This is a genomic window from Bacillus sp. JZ109 (assembly GCF_053903135.1).
In genome coordinates, this window is the sequence record NZ_CP096388.1 from 2,394,201 (window position 1) to 2,411,148 (window position 16,948).

Here is a 16,948-nt window from a genome sequence, read left to right on the forward strand (position 1 = left end):
AAAGGGCCTCCTTTAATTTTTCTTAAATGCTCTTGGATGGTGAGACATATATGTGTTTCTCAACATTTCCTTCGAAACGTGCGTGTATATCTGTGTAGAAGACAGATTGGAATGCCCGAGCAGTTCTTGAACGCTTCTCAAATCCGCTCCTTCATTTAACAGATGCGTGGCGAACGTATGTCGAAGCATATGCGGATGGATATGTAAAGTGCTTGACGCTTTTTGAACAAGCCCGCTTAAAATATGTCTGATGCCACGGGCTGTAAGCGGTCCGCCTCTTTGATTTACGAATAATAGATCATGAGGTTCTTTTGCCTTCATCAGCAAGCACTGTCTTCCGCTATTCATGTATACCTTCAACGCTTCGCGGGCATAAGACCCAAAGGGGATATAGCGCTGCTTCTTGCCTTTGCCGTGAACAAGCACAGTGTCCATAAATAAATCAACGTCGTTAATAGTTATGGAACAGCATTCACTGACCCTCATTCCGGTGGCATAGAGCAGCTCTAACAGCGCTTGATCCCTCATTCCGGCCGGCTGGCTTATATCTGAAACTTCAAACAGCTCCTCAAGCTCTTTTTGATATAGAAACTTCGGTATCCGTTTCTCCTGTTTTGGCAGATGAACAAGCTGAAACGGATTTTCTTCAATAAGCTTTTCCCGCATCAGAAACTTATAAAAGCTTCTTAATGCAGATATCTTTTTGCTTATTGTTCTTCTCGATAAACCTTTTTCATAGGCTTCTGTCAAAAAAATCCTAGTATCTTGATATGCAGCTTCTTCAAATCCATTTATACCTTGAACGCGCAGGAAAGTCTCGAATTCTTCAATTGAATCCACATAATTCACAATAGTATATTGTGAATAATTTTTTTCAATTTGTAAATATTCAACGAATAACTTTACGAAATTCTTAACATTCTCCATGCCTAATACCTCCCCAGGAAGGGCTTTTAAATGGTATCACAAATCGCGCTCAGGTTGCAATCAATACCTATATTGTTTTCGAAATTGTTTGAATTGTTTCAATCGCACGGTTCGCGTATTGTTCATTTCGTTCTTTTTTATTTTTAATTTTAACTGGCAATTCTTTCAAAAGCCCAAAGTTTGCATTCATCGGCTGGAAGTTCTTCTGGTTTGTTGTTGTAATATAATGTGCCATACTGCCAATTGCTGTTTCCTGAGGGAAGATCACAAGCTCTTCTCCCAATACAAGCTTCGCCGCATTAATGCCTGCTACAAGTCCTGAGGCAGCTGATTCCACATATCCTTCTACTCCCGTCATTTGGCCTGCAAAGAACAGATCACTGCGGTTTTTAAATTGATAAGTCGGCTTTAACAGGCTAGGAGAGTTAATAAATGTGTTTCTATGCATCACGCCATATCTGACGATTTCTACATTTTCAAGTCCTGGAATCAACTTGAGAACTTCCTTTTGGTCTCCCCATTTTAAATGAGTCTGGAATCCTACAATATTATAAAGTGTTCCCGCAGCATCATCCTGTCTGAGCTGAACGACGGCATAAGGGCGTTTTCCTGTAACAGGATGCTCTAGACCAACCGGTTTCATCGGACCGAAAAGCATTGTTTTCTTACCCCGTTTTGCCATGACTTCAATCGGCATGCAGCCTTCAAAGAAAATCTCTTTTTCAAATTCTTTTAACGGCACTGTTTCTGCTGATGTTAATGCTTCATGAAAACGGTCAAACTCTTCTTCTGTCATCGGGCAGTTCAAATATGCTGCTTCACCTTTATCATAACGGGATTTCAGATACACTTTATCCATATCAAGGCTGTCTTTTTCTACAATCGGCGCCGCTGCGTCATAAAAATATAAATAGTCCTCTCCAGTCAGCTCCTTCAGCTGGGCAGACAGCGATTCAGATGTTAACGGACCCGTTGCGATGATAGTAGGGCCTTCAGGAATTTCAGTCACTTCTTCATTAATAACGGTTACGTTTGGATGATTTTTCACCCGATTTGTCACACTTGCGGCAAATTCATGACGGTCTACTGCAAGAGCGCCCCCGGCAGGCACCGAACATTCGTCAGCCGCAGCGATAATAGCTGAATCAAGTGCACGCATTTCTTCCTTTAATACACCGACAGCGTTAGCAAGCGTATTAGAGCGAAGAGAGTTGCTGCAGACAAGCTCTGCAAATTTATCTGTATGGTGCGCAGGCGTTTGTTTAACTGGACGCATTTCATACAATTTGACTTGAATCCCCCGTTTGGCAAGCTGCCATGCTGCTTCACTTCCTGCAAGTCCGGCTCCGATTACATTCACTGTTCGTTGGTTCATCTTTCACATCTCCTAGTTTATTATTCAAGGCCTTCTTTTAACACACAAAGAAGGTGAGCAAGACCCTGCTCACCGCTACTTCTGTGGTTCTTCCTTATAATCGCATTCCACGCATTGGACTTGTATGCCTTTTTTGAGTTTTTTCTCGACGAGCATTTTTCCGCATTTCGGGCATTTTCGTTCAATTGGTTTGTCCCATGATACGAATTCACAGTCCGGATAACGGTCACAGCCGTAAAACACCCGTTTCTTTTTCGATTTTCGCTCAACAATGTTTCCTTCTCCGCAGCTCGGGCACTTCACACCAATTTGTTTCACAATCGGTTTCGTGTTCCGGCAGTCAGGGAAGTTGGAGCAAGCTAAGAATTTACCGTACCGTCCCATTTTATATACCATTGGAGAACTGCACAATTCACAATCCTCTCCAGCATACTCTGGTTCAATCTCAACTTCCTTCATTTCCGATTCGGCTTTTTTCACGCGTTTTTCAAAATCGGTGTAGAAATTATCGATAATCTTGACCCATTCGGTATTTCCTTCTTCAACATGATCAAGATCTCTCTCCATTTTAGCTGTAAACTCAACGTTAATGATCTCAGGGAAAAACTCCATGATCAAGTCAAGAACGATCTGACCTAATTCAGTCGGAACGAAACGTTTATTATCCAATGCCACGTAGCCGCGCCGCTGAATAGTATCAAGTGTCGGAGCATATGTGGATGGACGGCCGATACCGCGTTCTTCAAGGGTTTTAACAAGCCGGGCCTCAGTATATCGCGGAGGCGGCTGGGTAAAATGCTGCTCAGGTTCTATATCTTTTGATAATACCGTGTCGCCTTCTTGTAAGTCAGGCAGCATCCGGTCTTTTTCTTCCATTTGATCGTCTTTTCCTTCAACATACACCTTCATAAACCCGGAAAACTTGACTTTACTTCCATTTGCACGAAATGTCAAACCGTTGTTTGTCAGGTCGACACTCATTGTATCGAGAACAGCCGGTGCCATTTGGCTGGCAACAAAACGCTCCCAAATTAATTTATACAGTCTCATTTGGTCTCTGCCGAGGACTGCTTTTAATTCACTTGGTTTTCTAAGAACTGATGTCGGCCGAATTGCTTCGTGGGCATCCTGGGCATTTTCATTCTTTTTCGCAGGCTTCCGTTTTCCGCCTAGGAACTCTTTTCCATAAGTCTGATCAATAAATGCAGCTGCTTCATCAACAGCCGTATTTGAAATACGGGTTGAATCCGTTCTCATATACGTGATCAGACCAACCGTTCCTTCTCTTCCTAAATCAATTCCTTCATATAATTGCTGTGCAATCATCATCGTTTTCTTCGCTCTGAAATTGAGCTTGCGAGCCGCTTCCTGCTGCAGGGTAGAAGTGGTAAAAGGCAAAGCGGGATTACGTTTGCGTTCCTTTTTGGTTACTTTTTCAACTGTATATTGATTCCCTTTGAGCTGAGAAAGAATCTCTTTTACATCAGCTTCACTATTTAAAGGAAGTTTTTTGCCGTTTTTCCCGAAAAAGCTCGCTTCAAAGGTTTCTTGACCTTTTAAGAACGTACCGTCAATTGTCCAATATTCCTCAGGCTTAAAGTCGTTAATCTCTTTTTCACGGTCAATAATCAAACGGAGGGCAACGGATTGCACGCGTCCTGCGCTAAGCCCTTTTTTGACTTTTTTCCATAAGATCGGACTGATTTTATATCCGACAAGCCTGTCTAAAATACGTCTCGCTTGCTGTGCATCCACTAAATCCATATTGATCATGCGGGGATGCTTAAACGATTCCTTAATAGCGTCTTTTGTAATTTCGTTAAACACCACACGGCAGTCTGAGTTGAGATCTAAATCAAGACTGTGTGCCAAATGCCATGCAATCGCTTCCCCTTCTCTGTCGGGGTCGGCTGCGAGATACACTTTTTTGGCTTTTTTCGCAGCCGTTTTCAGCTCTTTTAATACCGGGCCTTTACCTCGAATGGTAATATATTTCGGTTCAAAATTCTGTTCTATGTCAACTCCCATTTGACTTTTTGGAAGATCCCGGACATGTCCCATTGATGCTTTTACTTTATATTTTTTACCTAAGTAACGTTCAATCGTTTTCGCCTTAGCGGGCGATTCCACGATGACTAGATAATCAGACATTTTCATCCCCCTCAAGAGGTGTTCTCTCTCTTTTCAAGATATTTCAATTTTATTTTTGCAGCTGTCTTTATTTGGCTTTCAACATTTCATTCTTTATCATGAACGTCATTAATTAAATAGAAAACAATATGCAACTTTAAATCCTCACTATTATTAAATATTACAATACCGTTTGTCAAACGATAATTCAAAAGGGTTCCGTATATTGAACGTTTCTCTCAGGAAGTTCCTCGAAAATATCCTCTGCTGACCATATGGCTTTAGCCCCCTGCTGGATCAGTTTTATAGGACCTCCGGCGTAAGGATCAAACAATGAACCGGGTACGGCAAATACCTCTCTCCCTTGTTCCAATGCTTGATAGGCAGTAATCAGCGAACCGCTTTTTTCTTTGCCCTGAACGACAATAACGCCTTCACTTAGTCCGCTGATAATACGGTTTCTCATAGGGAAATGCCATTTTTGGGGTTTAGTTTCAGGTGGGTGCTCTGACAGCAGGATATGGTGTTTAGCCATGTGATCTGCTAACTGAAGGTTTTCTCGGGGATAAATGTGCTGAAATCCGCCTGCAATGACGCCAATTGTCCGCCCCTTCGCCTTAATACTTGCAGCATGGGACATTCCGTCTATCCCAGACGCCAGTCCGCTGACAATCACCCAACCTTTACGACAGATCTCTTTTGTAAGATGATTGACAACTTGTTTCCCATAAGCTGTTGGATTTCTTGTCCCTACAATTCCAATTTTTCTCCCTTTCGAAAGAAGAGTCATATCACCTTTTGCAAACAGTACGGCGGGGGGATCATAAATGCTTTTAAGCCAGAAAGGATATTGCTTTGAAGAAATAGGGATGGTGTTAATGCCTTGCTCACGATAAGCAGCAAGTACACGCTGGAGCTTTGGATAAAGTTGTTCTATTTCGTTTTTTAATGCAGCTGCTTTTATTTGATCACGAGTAACCGTTTGTAACACAGGTGATGTCAGCGACATAGACGGATCGGCTTTCCACCATTTTAATAGAAGGGATGGGGATAATAATTGATTGATTCTGCAAATCGTTAGGCAGGCAGCGGCCTGATCCAATAGATTGACCTCCTTTTGTTAGAAAAAGCAGGAACAGCCTTGACGGCTGTCCCTTTTTTATTAATGCGTTTTGCAAGTTTCGAACAAGTTCTTCTCTTTCAGCACCTTGATTAAGGTTTCACCCATGACAGAAGGTGTCTCTGCAACTTCGATTCCGCATGCATTAAGGGTTTTGATTTTTTCATCAGCTGTCCCTTTTCCGCCGGAAATAATGGCGCCTGCATGCCCCATGCGCTTCCCAGGAGGTGCTGTTTTACCGCCGATAAAACCGACTACCGGTTTTGTCATGTTGGCTTTTACCCACTCTGCCGCTTCCTCTTCGGCAGTACCGCCGATTTCGCCAATCATGATGACTGCGTGTGTGTCAGGATCTTCGTTAAACGCTTTTAAAACGTCAATAAAGTTTGTTCCATTTACAGGGTCGCCGCCGATTCCAACAGCTGTAGATTGCCCTACACCCGCTTCTGAGAGCTGGTGCACCGCTTCGTATGTTAATGTTCCTGAACGTGATACAACGCCTACATGACCCTTTTTATGGATGTATCCGGGCATAATGCCGATTTTACATTCTTCAGGCGTAATGACACCAGGACAGTTCGGCCCTATCAGTCTCGTTTTCTTGCCTTCCATGAAGCGTTTGACCTTCACCATATCCAAAACCGGGATATGTTCTGTGATACAAATCACGAGATCCAGCTCCGCATCTACCGCTTCCATAATCGCATCAGCTGCAAACGGTGCGGGCACATATATAACAGACGCGTTAGCGCCGGTCGTTTGAACTGCTTCAGCCACTGTATTAAATACAGGAACACCTTCCGCTTCTGTTCCGCCTTTTCCAGGTGTTACACCGCCAACGATATTTGTGCCGTATTCGAGCATCTGCTTCGTATGAAATAAAGCGGTAGAACCTGTAATCCCTTGCACAATAACTCTTGTATCTTTATTAATGAAAACACTCATTATTTGGTCCCCTGCCTTTCATTCTTTCTTAAACTAAGGATACGATTTTCTGCGCGCCGTCAGCCATTGATTCCGCAGATGTAATGTTTAATCCTGATTCACTAAGGATTTTCTTCCCTAGATCCACGTTTGTGCCTTCAAGACGGACGACAAGCGGCAATGTCAAACCAACTTGTCTAGTCGCTTCAACAACCCCTTCTGCGATGACATCACATTTCATAATGCCGCCGAAAATGTTGACAAAAATCCCTTTAACGTTTTGATCAGAAAGAATGATTTTAAATGCTTCCGTGACTTTTTCCGCGGTTGCACCGCCGCCCACATCAAGGAAGTTGGCCGGTTCTCCTCCATAATGCTTGATAATATCCATCGTAGACATTGCAAGTCCCGCGCCGTTTACCATACAGCCGATATTTCCATCAAGGGAAATGTAGCTTAGATCATATTTGGACGCTTCAATTTCTTTCGGATCTTCTTCATCCAAATCTCTGTATTCCATAATGTCCTTTTGTCGGTACAACGCATTGCTGTCAAAATTCAATTTTGCATCAAGCGCCATCACATTTCCGTCGCCAGTCACAACAAGCGGATTGATTTCGGCGATTGAGCAGTCTTTCTCAACAAACGCTTTATATAGTCCAAGCATAAATTTAGCAGCTTTTCCCACGAGCTCTTTTGGAATATTAATAGCGAATGCAATTTCTCTGGCTTGATAGCCTTGAAGGCCAACAGCCGGATCAATGACAGCTTTTTTGATTTTTTCTGGTGTTTTCTCCGCAACCTCTTCAATTTCCGTTCCGCCTTCTTCAGAAGCCATTAAAACGATTCTTGAAGTGGCGCGGTCAAGCACTAGACCGATGTAATATTCTTTTTTAATATCGCAGCCTTCTTCAATAAGTAAGCGTTTTATTACTTGGCCGTCCGGACCCGTCTGATGTGTAATTAGGGTCTTCCCTAATAGTTCTTCGGCATACGCTTTTACTTCGTCTAATGATTTTGCTATTTTTACCCCACCAGCTTTGCCTCGACCGCCAGCATGAATTTGAGCCTTTACGACATAAACCGAGCTGGATAAGCTCTTTGCACTCTCAACTGCTTCTTCTGCTGTAAAAGCCACTTTACCTTCAGGAACAGATACCCCATATTTTCTGAGGACTTCTTTTCCCTGGTACTCATGGATATTCATTTCCCATCCTCCTAACTTATGTAACAAAACTAAAATAGACTGCGCTTTCATTCTATAATAATACTGGAAGAATTGTCTACAGTTCGATGCAAAATCTTTTAATCCTTCTAAACATTCAAACTTTTACTTTATTAAAAACATAAATTTCAAAGAAGGATGGGGAATATTTTAGCTATTTTTTGTTTTTTACGCTTTCGTCCAATTTGTAAATGAATGAAAAAATCTCGGCTACCGTTTCATAAAGAGCTTCAGGAATTTGATCATCTACCGTCAAATGGCGCATTAATTCGACAAGGGTCCGATCTTCTTGAATCGGGACCCCTGCTTTTTTCGCTTCTTTGATAATGTTGTCAGCTACATGGCCCTTCCCTGTGGCAATCACTCTCGGCGCCTTGTCTTTTTGTTCGTCATAATGGAGAGCAACAGCTTTTCTGATCGGTGTCTGCTCTTTCATATTTTCACATCCACTTCCTGATCACTGATACTTGTTATATATTGATCGATTGAAGCCTTTTCTTCGGTGTGAACCCTTTTTTTAGCGTTTACCCCTGAAAGGCTGTACCCCATTTCCTTTAGCCCCTGTTTAAGCGCGGGCACCATCGGATCGATCGCAGCCTGCAGCTCGAAATCAGTCTCTATTGTAATGGTCATGACTTTTTGCTGTACCAAGCAATCAACGACGGTTTCTTTTAGTGTATCAAGCTGCAGCAAAAACAAAAGGCGGCAATGGGAAGGATCAAGCTTTCCATCCGCTTCTTTCTTTCCTTTAAACAGAACAGTCATGTCCTGAACCCCTGACTTCGAAAACATCGGAAATGACATTACAATTTGGCTGTATGATGGATGGTCCTGCTGCATGAAAAGCTGGCCATTTAATTTATGAAAAAGCTGATCGGCTTCTTGTTTGACTGGTTCGGCTACCTCATGCGATGCTCTTAAGGCAGAAAGAGCCAGCTTGATGGATTGCATTTCGCCAGATGTGACTGCGCTTCCTTGTTCAAACGCTTTAATGAACGCAACCTCGTCCCTTGCGCCGATTGCCGTTTTCACTTTGGATAAGAAAGAAAGAACATCTGCCTTATCCGCCAAATGGGGTGCTGTCTGCTGAACAGCCTTTAAAAAGACTTCGGCTTCCTGGTCTGTGACTTGTGCCGCCTGTAAAACAGCTGAAGCTGCAAGTGACTTACTATCACCCGATGAAGCAGCCGCTTTAATCCAATTTGCTGCTTCTTTCACAATTTGGAGACTGTTTTTTTCAGCAGATTCCGTCAGCTTCACCAGCAGCTGGCGGGCTTCTTTAATTGGAATGTCTGCTGCTGTTTTAACAGACTCTTCTTGTATGCTTCTCTGTTCTGCTGTGTGATTTGCAATCGGCAGGCTGGCTTTTCCGGGGGAGCCAGCTGGTGTGCTAAGCTCCCTGCTTCCAGCTGTATTCGCCTGAGAAGGTGCTTTCGTATTGTCGGTTAAAGAAATAAGCTTATCAATCAGCCGTTCTGCATGGACATCGATTTCACTATTTAAAAGCACCGTGACTGCTTCCTTTAGCTTTGACATCATTTGGCTCTGCTGAGGGTTTTGGTCGATTGCCTGAAGCAGCTGGGATACGTGCTGATGCAACGGAACAGGCGATTTCACCGCGTGAACACCATTCAAAATCTCGGAGTGAATGGGAAGATCACGCTTTAAAGCGAAGAGAACCGTTTCAACTGCTTTTTTTGTGTTTTGTGAAGGCAGCGTGTCCATCCACCGGACAGCTGTTTTGATATCATTTTCTGTTACAGGTATTTTGCTTTTCAGCATCGCTCCTATCATCATGAGAGCTGCGTTTGACGTCTTCACTGACAAGGCATTTAAAAGCTTGCCAGCTGCATCCTGAATGGTTTTAGGATTTTGATCAAAGCTTTGAACGACTTGAAGACGGCCTGCTTGTTCTGCCGTTTTTTTTTCGTAGGAAAACCAATAGTATGCCTGAGGACGAAGCTGGGTTTCAAGTTTTCCCTGAACAGTTTGATTGCCGACTTGGATCAGGGCATGCTGATCTCCTAGTAAGCGAAGCACTTTTCCTAAGAGGAGACGCTTCTCCCCGTTTAGCGCTTCGTTTACTTTTGATGTTTCCTGCGGGACGGCTGTACGCCCAAAAAGGTGCTGCAGCGCCTTTTGCACATCATTTCGTATGTTCATTTTAAAAAGGTGCCTCCTTGTCCATGTGATTTATCTGAAAGATTGAACAGGAGCGAAAGTTTTGCGGTGCAATTCAGTTGGGCCGTATGCAGCGAGAGCTTCTAAATGTTCTTTTGTCCCATAGCCTTTATTTTTTTCAAAGCCGTACATGGGATACGTTTCGGCATAAGCGCTCATCATTCGGTCCCTCGTCACTTTTGCGATACACGCACCTGCCGCAATAGACACGCTTTTGGCATCGCCTTTTATAATTGACGCCTGAGCCGTGTCGAGGGGAAGTGTCATTGCGTCAACAAGCAAATAATCAGGTGTATCCGACAAATCTTGTATCGCTTTCACCATTGCCATTTTTGAAGCTTCATATATATTGATCTCATCAATCACAGTAGCTTCTACAATTCCTATCCCGACCGCCAGTGCTTCCTTCATAATAAGCTCGTAATATTCCTCGCGTTTTTTCTCTGAAAGCTTTTTGGAGTCTGTCAGCCCAAGTATTTCACATTCCTCTGGAAGGATGACTGCGCTGGCGACAACTGGTCCTGCCAATGGCCCCCGGCCGACCTCGTCAACACCTGCAATCAAGCGAAATCCCTTGTTTCTTGCCAGCCTTTCATAGGAAGTCATATTCACCCATTGTTCTTTCAGCGCTTTTTCTTTCGCTTGCTTTTTAAGCCATTGCTCTACAAGCGTTTGAACACTTTTTCTCGGGTCGTTTTCGCATTGGGCAATAAATGGGTCTTGTGCATCCTTCACTTCCTGCAAACGGTCTTTAATGTCCTTTACGGTTAATGTATTCACTTTCTCTTCTCCCTTACTGTATGTATCGGTTCAGCCAAGAAAAAATAAAGACCCGCATTTCTGCGCGCCTTTACATCGTCGGCTGTTCAAATGACAGCCTGCCGAACTTTTCAGTGCGAATATCGCGAATGATGACTTCAGTCGTCTTATCGTAGTTGATGAGCCCACCGCTCATGAGACAGCCCCGCTTTTCACCTATTGCATCAAACAGCTCGGCAATGTCCTCTGGGATCTCATCAAGGCCATAACGCTCTTTAAGCCGTTCTGGGTAATGTTCTTCGAGAAAACGAAGACCAAACACGGCCACGTCCTGCAAATTGATAATCGAGTCTTTAATAGCCCCGGTGACTGCCAGTCTCAAACCGACAAGCTCATCCTCAAATTTAGGCCACAAAATTCCCGGTGTATCTAATAGCTCTAATTCTTTCCCAACTTTGACCCACTGTTGAGAAGTCGTAATACCAGGTCTGTCTCCCGTTTTTGCTATGTTTTTCTTTGCAAGCCGGTTGATGAGCGTTGATTTTCCGACGTTTGGAATGCCGATAATCAAAGCGCGAATCGCTCTCGGCTTCACACCTTTCGCACGCATCCGGTCAAATTTTTCTTGGAGGATCTCTTTTGATGCAGGCACAATTTGATTTAACCCTTGTCCATTTACAGAATTAATAGACAGAGAGCGGATCCCCTGCTTCTCAAAGTGCTCTTTCCACCGCTGTGTAACTGCCGCATCTGCTTTGTCAGCCTTGTTTAACAGCATAATTCGCGGCTTGTTTTTTAGAATATCTTCAATCATTGGGTTTCTTGATGACATTGGAATTCTGGCATCTACCAATTCATATACGATATCGATTAATTTTAATTTTTCGGTTACTTCCCTTCTTGCTTTTGCCATATGGCCCGGGAACCATTGAATTGTCATGTGACACGAACACCGCCTTTATCTTCAGTATGCATGATTCATTGTTGTCCTTTATGTATTTTACGATGCCTGTCCGGCATTTTCAAATTCTGTATAAAAAAAGAGCTTGTTACAGGTAACAAGCTCTTTTCGTTCGTTATCATTATCGTCTGATCTCTTTAATACGAGCCGCTTTTCCGCGAAGTTCACGCAGGTAGTAAAGTTTAGCACGGCGTACTTTACCGTAACGTACAACTTCGATTTTCGCGATTTTTGGTGTGTGTACTGGGAAAGTACGTTCAACGCCAACACCGTAAGAAATCTTACGAACTGTGAACGTTTCGCTGATTCCACCACCACGACGCTTAATCACAACACCTTCAAAGATCTGGATACGCTCACGGTTACCCTCAACAACTTTAACGTGTACACGTAAAGTGTCACCAGGACGGAACGCAGGAAGATCAGTACGAAGCTGTTCTTTTGTGATATCTTCAATTAGTTTTTGCATCGTTTTCAACTCCTTCCAACAGATGCTCTTGGCCACAAAAACCGGCACAGCGGAACATCGTTTTCAAGCTTGCAGCGGATAAGCCCGCTTAAGCCACAAGTAGTATCTTATCACAATTTCATAGCCTATGCAATAAAATCTATTCTTTTTCCCATTCAGAAATCCACTTTCTTTGCTGCTCTGTAAGCGGGTAGTCTTTCAACAGATCCGGACGTCTTAGGTAGGTCCTTCTGATCGATTCTTTATTCCGCCATTCTTCAATTTTTGCATGGTTTCCTGACAAGAGTGTTTCAGGCACTTTTAAACCTTTGTAATCTGCCGGTCTTGTATAATGCGGGTGCTCTAAAAGTCCGGTGCTGAAGGAATCCTCAATATGGGAAGCCTCTTTACCCAGTACACCCGGAAGCAGTCTGACCACACTGTCTGCGATCATCATTGCAGGGAGCTCACCGCCCGTCAGAACAAAATCGCCAATTGATATTTCATCCGTTACCAAGTGCTCGCGAATGCGTTCATCATAGCCTTCATAGTGGCCGCAAATGAACAGCAAATGCTCTTCCTTTGCTAATTGCTCGGCTTTTTTTTGGGTAAAACGCTCACCTTGCGGGCATACGAGGATAATACGCGGAGCAGCGGCTGCCTTTGATGTCAGGTCCTCGACCGCGTCAAAAACAGGCTGAGGCTTGAGAACCATGCCTGCCCCGCCGCCATAAGGATAATCATCAACAGTATTGTGCTTGTTATCAGAGTACTCCCGGAAATTTACGACTTGAAACTGCACCGCATCTTTTTCCTGGGCTTTTTGAAGAATTGATGAGCCGAGCACGCCTTCAAACATTTCGGGAAACAGCGTCAAAAAGTCGATTTTCATTCGTCTATTAACCCTTCCATGAGTTCAATCTCAATTTTCTTTTCCCTGACATCGATATGTTTAACCACTGATTCAATGTAAGGAATGAGTGCGTCTTTTTTTCCTTTTCGTCCGATGACCCAAACGTCATTGGCTCCAGGCGTCAAAATTTCTTTGACCTTTCCGATGAGTTCGCCTTCTTCAGTAAATACTTCACACCCAATAATTTCGTGGAAATAAAATTCACCCTCATTCAGCTCTCCTAATTCTTCTTCAGGAACTTTAATGATTGCGTTTTTCAGCTCTTCTACTTCATTTAGGTTTTGTCTTTCTTTAAACTGCAGGAGATGAAATTGCTTATGCAGTCTATGTGTGTTTACCGTTACCTCCACTGGTTCGTTACGGCCGTCCATAAACAAATACAGCGTGTTTCCCGGCTTGTATCGTTCTTCGGCAAAATCTGTTTTTGAAATCACCCGCACTTCGCCTTTGATTCCGTGGGTATTTACGATTTTGCCTACGTTAAACCATCGCTTTGTCATATGATCACCTCTGGCGAATTTCAATTACTTTTCCGTCTTTTATGACGATGGTGTTCGCTGCTGTTTTCTCATGCCAGTCATCCCCGGCTTCAATCGTCAGCAGCGCATCGACTTCCTTTTCTTTCAACTCACTGCCAAGCGGCAATGTATGTACTTGGGCAATTTGAAAATCGATGATTTTTATATCATCTTTTCGCTTTTCTATTGCCTTTTTAAATTGTTCAATCATATCAGGGTTTTGCTGTTCTTTCTCATGTTTTCTAAGCTGAAAATAGAGCTGGCTGCATTCTCGTTCAAGCATTTGTTTCTTTTCGGCAAAAGAAGCTAAAAGCTTTTCTTTGCTGCGCTCGGTTAAGACTTGCATAACGGCTACACGGTGAATAATTTGCATCGCACCAAGCTCCCCGCTTTTAAAACTTTTACTCGCCCAGGCTTTTCTATTTTGCCTAAGCTTCTATCAGTTTACCCTTTTTTTGCGTGTAAAAAAAGGGGAGGTGCCGGCCCTCTCCCTTTTAGTCAAATATTTCAAATTGAACTTTCTTAGAAGACTGTGCGCCAGCTGCAAATACAGCTGTTCGAATCGCTTTTGCAGTCCGGCCTTGCTTTCCGATAACTTTACCGGTATCTGACTTATGGACAGATAAGCGCAGCGCAATCTTTTGATCGGTTTCTTCTCTTATGACGCGAATGTCATCTGGATGATCAACAAGCGGCGTCACAATGTGGACAATCAAATCTTCCAAGTGTTGATCAGTCATTACTTGCCTTGTTTAGCGTTGTGGAATTTTTCCATGATTCCTTGGCTAGAGAACAAGTTGCGAACTGTATCAGATGGTTTCGCTCCAGTTTGAAGCCATTTAAGAGCAAGCTCTTCGTCAATTTTTACTTCCGCTGGTTTTGCAACCGGGTTGTAAGTTCCGACTGTTTCGATGAAACGGCCGTCACGTGGTGAACGAGAATCTGCTACAACAATACGATAGAAAGGAGATTTTTTTGCTCCCATACGTTTTAAACGAATTTTTACTGCCATTTTACTAGCACCTCCGAAAATATTTCAACAAGATAGTATATTAACAATGATAAAAGTGTTTGTAAAGTGTTTTTTCTTAACAACGGTTTTATCATGTATAACCGATTACATAAAAGGTAGCTTAAACCCTTTTTTCTTGCCTTTTGACATGTTTGTCATCTGCTTCATCATTTTTTTCATTTCATCAAACTGCTTAAGCAGACGGTTGACTTCCTGTACGGATGTCCCGCTTCCTTTTGCAATCCGTTTCCGCCGGCTGGCATTGATGATATCCGGCTGTTCTTTTTCAAGAACAGTCATTGATTTAATGATTGCTTCCACATGATTCAGCTGTTTTTCATCAACTTGGATGTTTTTCAGGCCTTTCATTTTACCTGCACCCGGCATCATTTGCAGAAGCTCATCAAGCGGCCCCATGTTTCTGACTTGCCCGAGCTGCTCCAGAAAATCGTCCAATGTGAAGCTCATCGTTCTCATTTTTTGTTCCAGCTCTTTGGCTTTGTCTTCATCAACGCTGGCCTGTGCTTTTTCAATCAATGTCAGCACGTCGCCCATGCCGAGAATCCTTGATGCCATGCGTTCAGGGTGGAACGGCTCTAACGCATCAAGCTTTTCGCCCAAACCTGCGAACTTAATTGGCGTGTTTGTGACAGCGCGAATAGAAAGCGCAGCCCCGCCGCGTGTGTCTCCATCCAGCTTAGTTAACACAACACCGGTTAAACCGAGCTGTTCATTAAAGCTTTTGGCAACATTCACAGCGTCCTGACCGGTCATTGAATCGACAACCAGGAAAATTTCTTCCGGATTCGCGATTTCTTTGACGTTGGTCAGTTCATCCATCAGTTCATGGTCGATATGCAAGCGGCCTGCCGTATCCAAAATGACATAGTCATAATGTTCTTCCTTGGCTTTCTCAATAGCCTGTTTAGCTATTTCTACAGGACTGACCTGATCGCCAAGAGAGAAAACAGGCATATCAAGCTGTTTGCCGAGTGTTTCCAGCTGTTTAATTGCGGCTGGGCGGTAAATATCGGCAGCAACCAGCATCGGTTTGCGATTATGCTTTTTGCGCAGCAGATTCGCAAGCTTACCGCTTGTTGTCGTTTTACCGGCACCTTGGAGACCGACCATCATAATAACAGTCGGCGGCCTTTTTGCGACGGCGATTTTGCTCTCTTCGCCGCCCATCAGCTCAGTCAGTTCCTCTTTAACAACTTTAATGACCTGCTGGCCGGGCGTCAGACTTTTCATGACGTCTTGGCCTACAGCGCGTTCACTTACTTTTTTGACAAAATCTTTGACTACTTTAAAGTTAACGTCAGCCTCAAGCAGCGCAAGACGAACCTCACGCATCATATCTTTTACATCTTGTTCGCTGACTTTCCCTTTTCCGCGGATTTTAGAAATCGTCTGCTGCAGTCGGTCGGCTAATCCTTCAAATGCCATAGTTTGCCGCCTCCTAATCTAATTTCTCAAGCGCTTCAATCAGAGCTGTAATTTCTTCCTCTTCTTTTGAACCGGAAGCAAGCTCCTTCAGCTTATTAAACATCTCTTTACGCTCCTGAAACTTTTTCAAAAGGAGCAGCTTATCTTCATATTGTTCAAGCATCGCTTCTGTTCGTTTGATGTTATCATAAACAGCTTGTCTTGAAACCTCATATTCTTCGGCTATTTCGCCTAGGGAGAAATCGTCCAAATAATAAAGCGACATATAGCTCTTCTGTTTTGACGTCAACAACGACTGATAAAAATCAAACAGATAATTCATTCTCGTTGTCTTTTCGAGTGACATTTGAGCTCTCCCCTTTGTTAAGTCAAATCCCTTTACGATAACTTAGTTTACACGGTTTTGTTGAGACTGTCAAGTTTTTATCTTGTCAAAGCGGCGATTAACTTTTTCCAAAAAACGCTAAATGTCATCCAATTTATTCCGATATTGTATATGAACCCTATTTAAAGGAGGATTTTTATGAAAAAAATCGGTTTATTGTTTATGTTGTGTCTGGCAGCCCTGTTTACAATAGGTTTCCCGGCACAGCAAGCAGACGCTGCTGAGGCACCTTATAAGGCCTCAATCACAAATATCAGCACAGATGGAGGGGTATACGGTAAAATCAATTACGGACAAGGTCAATATTGGCGAGTCAAGTACAATATTACAGTAAGCGGCAAATTACTCGACCAAAACGGACAGCCAGTGCCAAACGCGCCCGTAAGATTTGAAGCGGACACGAAGGTCGGAAACACAACACAAACTGCTTCAGGAACGACTGATGCAAACGGAACATTTGAGGTTCCAATGTATTTGGGGCCAGCTGCTGGGTATTACACGTATTACACATCTGTTTCCGTTCATTACTATGACATCATCCCATTCAGAGTTTTTTCTGGTGAGTCAAGACTGGTATCCACTGATAACAGCCTTTATCATTTCGCCTATCAAGTAAGAAGATAA

General features: G+C 43.2%; 19 protein-coding genes. 1 reads left to right on the top strand and 18 read right to left on the bottom strand.

Going from position 1 to position 16,948, the window contains the following annotated elements:
* Positions 1-12: 12 nt before the first annotated feature.
* From xerC to M1D94_RS12705, 18 genes are all read right to left on the bottom strand, one after another.
* A complete protein-coding gene (gene xerC / locus M1D94_RS12620) occupies positions 13-927 on the bottom strand; it encodes a tyrosine recombinase XerC (protein ID WP_003231988.1) in 915 nt (304 codons plus the stop codon).
* Positions 928-994: 67 nt separating this feature from the next.
* Positions 995-2,302 carry an FADH(2)-oxidizing methylenetetrahydrofolate--tRNA-(uracil(54)-C(5))-methyltransferase TrmFO gene (trmFO, locus tag M1D94_RS12625; protein ID WP_015715883.1) on the bottom strand — a complete coding sequence of 436 codons (1,308 nt, stop codon included), beginning with the start codon at positions 2,300-2,302 and terminating at the stop codon, positions 995-997.
* 75 nt (positions 2,303-2,377) lie between these two features.
* Positions 2,378-4,453, bottom strand: a complete 2,076-nt coding sequence (gene topA / locus M1D94_RS12630; protein ID WP_003245599.1) for a type I DNA topoisomerase — start codon at positions 4,451-4,453, stop codon at positions 2,378-2,380.
* A gap of 187 nt (positions 4,454-4,640) precedes the next feature.
* The gene (gene dprA / locus M1D94_RS12635) at positions 4,641-5,534 is read right to left on the bottom strand and encodes a DNA-processing protein DprA (protein ID WP_015715882.1); all 894 of its coding nucleotides are present in this window, start codon (positions 5,532-5,534) and stop codon (positions 4,641-4,643) included.
* A gap of 60 nt (positions 5,535-5,594) precedes the next feature.
* Positions 5,595-6,497 carry a succinate--CoA ligase subunit alpha gene (gene sucD, locus M1D94_RS12640; protein ID WP_003238566.1) on the bottom strand — a complete coding sequence of 301 codons (903 nt, stop codon included), beginning with the start codon at positions 6,495-6,497 and terminating at the stop codon, positions 5,595-5,597.
* Positions 6,498-6,525: 28 nt separating this feature from the next.
* Positions 6,526-7,683: an ADP-forming succinate--CoA ligase subunit beta gene (gene sucC, locus M1D94_RS12645; protein ID WP_015715881.1), complete on the bottom strand. Its 1,158-nt coding sequence runs from the start codon at positions 7,681-7,683 to the stop codon at positions 6,526-6,528.
* Between the two features lie 172 nt (positions 7,684-7,855).
* Complete coding sequence (locus M1D94_RS12650; protein ID WP_003232001.1) at positions 7,856-8,137, bottom strand: FlhB-like flagellar biosynthesis protein; 282 nt, start codon at positions 8,135-8,137, stop codon at positions 7,856-7,858.
* Positions 8,134-9,864, bottom strand: a complete 1,731-nt coding sequence (locus tag M1D94_RS12655; RefSeq protein ID WP_103803467.1) for a hypothetical protein — start codon at positions 9,862-9,864, stop codon at positions 8,134-8,136. Before M1D94_RS12655 ends, M1D94_RS12650 begins: the two co-directional genes overlap by 4 nt.
* A gap of 30 nt (positions 9,865-9,894) precedes the next feature.
* Positions 9,895-10,662 (bottom strand): ribonuclease HII, encoded by a 768-nt coding sequence (rnhB, locus tag M1D94_RS12660; protein WP_003245658.1) that lies wholly within the window; start codon positions 10,660-10,662, stop codon positions 9,895-9,897.
* Between the two features lie 70 nt (positions 10,663-10,732).
* Positions 10,733-11,581 carry a ribosome biogenesis GTPase YlqF gene (gene ylqF / locus M1D94_RS12665; protein WP_014479772.1) on the bottom strand — a complete coding sequence of 283 codons (849 nt, stop codon included), beginning with the start codon at positions 11,579-11,581 and terminating at the stop codon, positions 10,733-10,735.
* Between the two features lie 142 nt (positions 11,582-11,723).
* Positions 11,724-12,071: a 50S ribosomal protein L19 gene (gene rplS / locus M1D94_RS12670; protein WP_003220825.1), complete on the bottom strand. Its 348-nt coding sequence runs from the start codon at positions 12,069-12,071 to the stop codon at positions 11,724-11,726.
* Between the two features lie 139 nt (positions 12,072-12,210).
* Positions 12,211-12,942, bottom strand: coding sequence for a tRNA (guanosine(37)-N1)-methyltransferase TrmD (trmD, locus tag M1D94_RS12675; RefSeq protein WP_003232011.1), 732 nt, complete (start codon positions 12,940-12,942; stop codon positions 12,211-12,213).
* Positions 12,939-13,463: a ribosome maturation factor RimM gene (gene rimM, locus M1D94_RS12680; RefSeq protein WP_003232013.1), complete on the bottom strand. Its 525-nt coding sequence runs from the start codon at positions 13,461-13,463 to the stop codon at positions 12,939-12,941. The genes trmD and rimM overlap by 4 nt, the downstream gene beginning before the upstream one ends.
* Positions 13,464-13,467: 4 nt before the next feature.
* Complete coding sequence (locus tag M1D94_RS12685; protein ID WP_014476793.1) at positions 13,468-13,854, bottom strand: YlqD family protein; 387 nt, start codon at positions 13,852-13,854, stop codon at positions 13,468-13,470.
* 121 nt (positions 13,855-13,975) lie between these two features.
* The gene (locus M1D94_RS12690) at positions 13,976-14,221 is read right to left on the bottom strand and encodes a KH domain-containing protein (RefSeq protein WP_014476792.1); all 246 of its coding nucleotides are present in this window, start codon (positions 14,219-14,221) and stop codon (positions 13,976-13,978) included.
* Complete coding sequence (gene rpsP / locus M1D94_RS12695; protein ID WP_003220815.1) at positions 14,221-14,493, bottom strand: 30S ribosomal protein S16; 273 nt, start codon at positions 14,491-14,493, stop codon at positions 14,221-14,223. Before rpsP ends, M1D94_RS12690 begins: the two co-directional genes overlap by 1 nt.
* Positions 14,494-14,598: 105 nt before the next feature.
* Positions 14,599-15,939: a signal recognition particle protein gene (ffh, locus tag M1D94_RS12700; RefSeq protein ID WP_014113771.1), complete on the bottom strand. Its 1,341-nt coding sequence runs from the start codon at positions 15,937-15,939 to the stop codon at positions 14,599-14,601.
* Between the two features lie 13 nt (positions 15,940-15,952).
* On the bottom strand, positions 15,953-16,285 hold the full coding sequence (locus M1D94_RS12705; protein WP_021479302.1) for a putative DNA-binding protein: 333 nt from the start codon (positions 16,283-16,285) through the stop codon (positions 15,953-15,955).
* Between the two features lie 177 nt (positions 16,286-16,462).
* On the opposite strand from M1D94_RS12705, the gene M1D94_RS12710 reads away from it, so the two are divergent.
* Positions 16,463-16,948 carry an Ig-like domain-containing protein gene (locus M1D94_RS12710; RefSeq protein ID WP_003245834.1) on the top strand — a complete coding sequence of 162 codons (486 nt, stop codon included), beginning with the start codon at positions 16,463-16,465 and terminating at the stop codon, positions 16,946-16,948.

Bases quoted from the DNA above. Each gene is read 5' to 3' on its own strand.
- xerC (WP_003231988.1), bottom strand. From the start codon at position 927: ATGGAGAATGTTAAGAATTTCGTAAAGTTATTCGTTGAATATTTACAA.
- trmFO (WP_015715883.1), bottom strand. From the start codon at position 2,302: ATGAACCAACGAACAGTGAATGTAATCGGAGCCGGACTTGCAGGAAGT.
- topA (WP_003245599.1), bottom strand. From the start codon at position 4,453: ATGTCTGATTATCTAGTCATCGTGGAATCGCCCGCTAAGGCGAAAACG.
- sucD (WP_003238566.1), bottom strand. From the start codon at position 6,497: ATGAGTGTTTTCATTAATAAAGATACAAGAGTTATTGTGCAAGGGATT.
- sucC (WP_015715881.1), bottom strand. From the start codon at position 7,683: ATGAATATCCATGAGTACCAGGGAAAAGAAGTCCTCAGAAAATATGGG.
- M1D94_RS12650 (WP_003232001.1), bottom strand. From the start codon at position 8,137: ATGAAAGAGCAGACACCGATCAGAAAAGCTGTTGCTCTCCATTATGAC.
- M1D94_RS12655 (WP_103803467.1), bottom strand. From the start codon at position 9,864: ATGAACATACGAAATGATGTGCAAAAGGCGCTGCAGCACCTTTTTGGG.
- ylqF (WP_014479772.1), bottom strand. From the start codon at position 11,581: ATGACAATTCAATGGTTCCCGGGCCATATGGCAAAAGCAAGAAGGGAA.
- rplS (WP_003220825.1), bottom strand. From the start codon at position 12,071: ATGCAAAAACTAATTGAAGATATCACAAAAGAACAGCTTCGTACTGAT.
- trmD (WP_003232011.1), bottom strand. From the start codon at position 12,942: ATGAAAATCGACTTTTTGACGCTGTTTCCCGAAATGTTTGAAGGCGTG.
- rimM (WP_003232013.1), bottom strand. From the start codon at position 13,463: ATGACAAAGCGATGGTTTAACGTAGGCAAAATCGTAAATACCCACGGA.
- M1D94_RS12685 (WP_014476793.1), bottom strand. From the start codon at position 13,854: ATGCAAATTATTCACCGTGTAGCCGTTATGCAAGTCTTAACCGAGCGC.
- M1D94_RS12690 (WP_014476792.1), bottom strand. From the start codon at position 14,221: ATGACTGATCAACACTTGGAAGATTTGATTGTCCACATTGTGACGCCG.
- rpsP (WP_003220815.1), bottom strand. From the start codon at position 14,493: ATGGCAGTAAAAATTCGTTTAAAACGTATGGGAGCAAAAAAATCTCCT.
- ffh (WP_014113771.1), bottom strand. From the start codon at position 15,939: ATGGCATTTGAAGGATTAGCCGACCGACTGCAGCAGACGATTTCTAAA.
- M1D94_RS12705 (WP_021479302.1), bottom strand. From the start codon at position 16,285: ATGTCACTCGAAAAGACAACGAGAATGAATTATCTGTTTGATTTTTAT.
- M1D94_RS12710 (WP_003245834.1), top strand. From the start codon at position 16,463: ATGAAAAAAATCGGTTTATTGTTTATGTTGTGTCTGGCAGCCCTGTTT.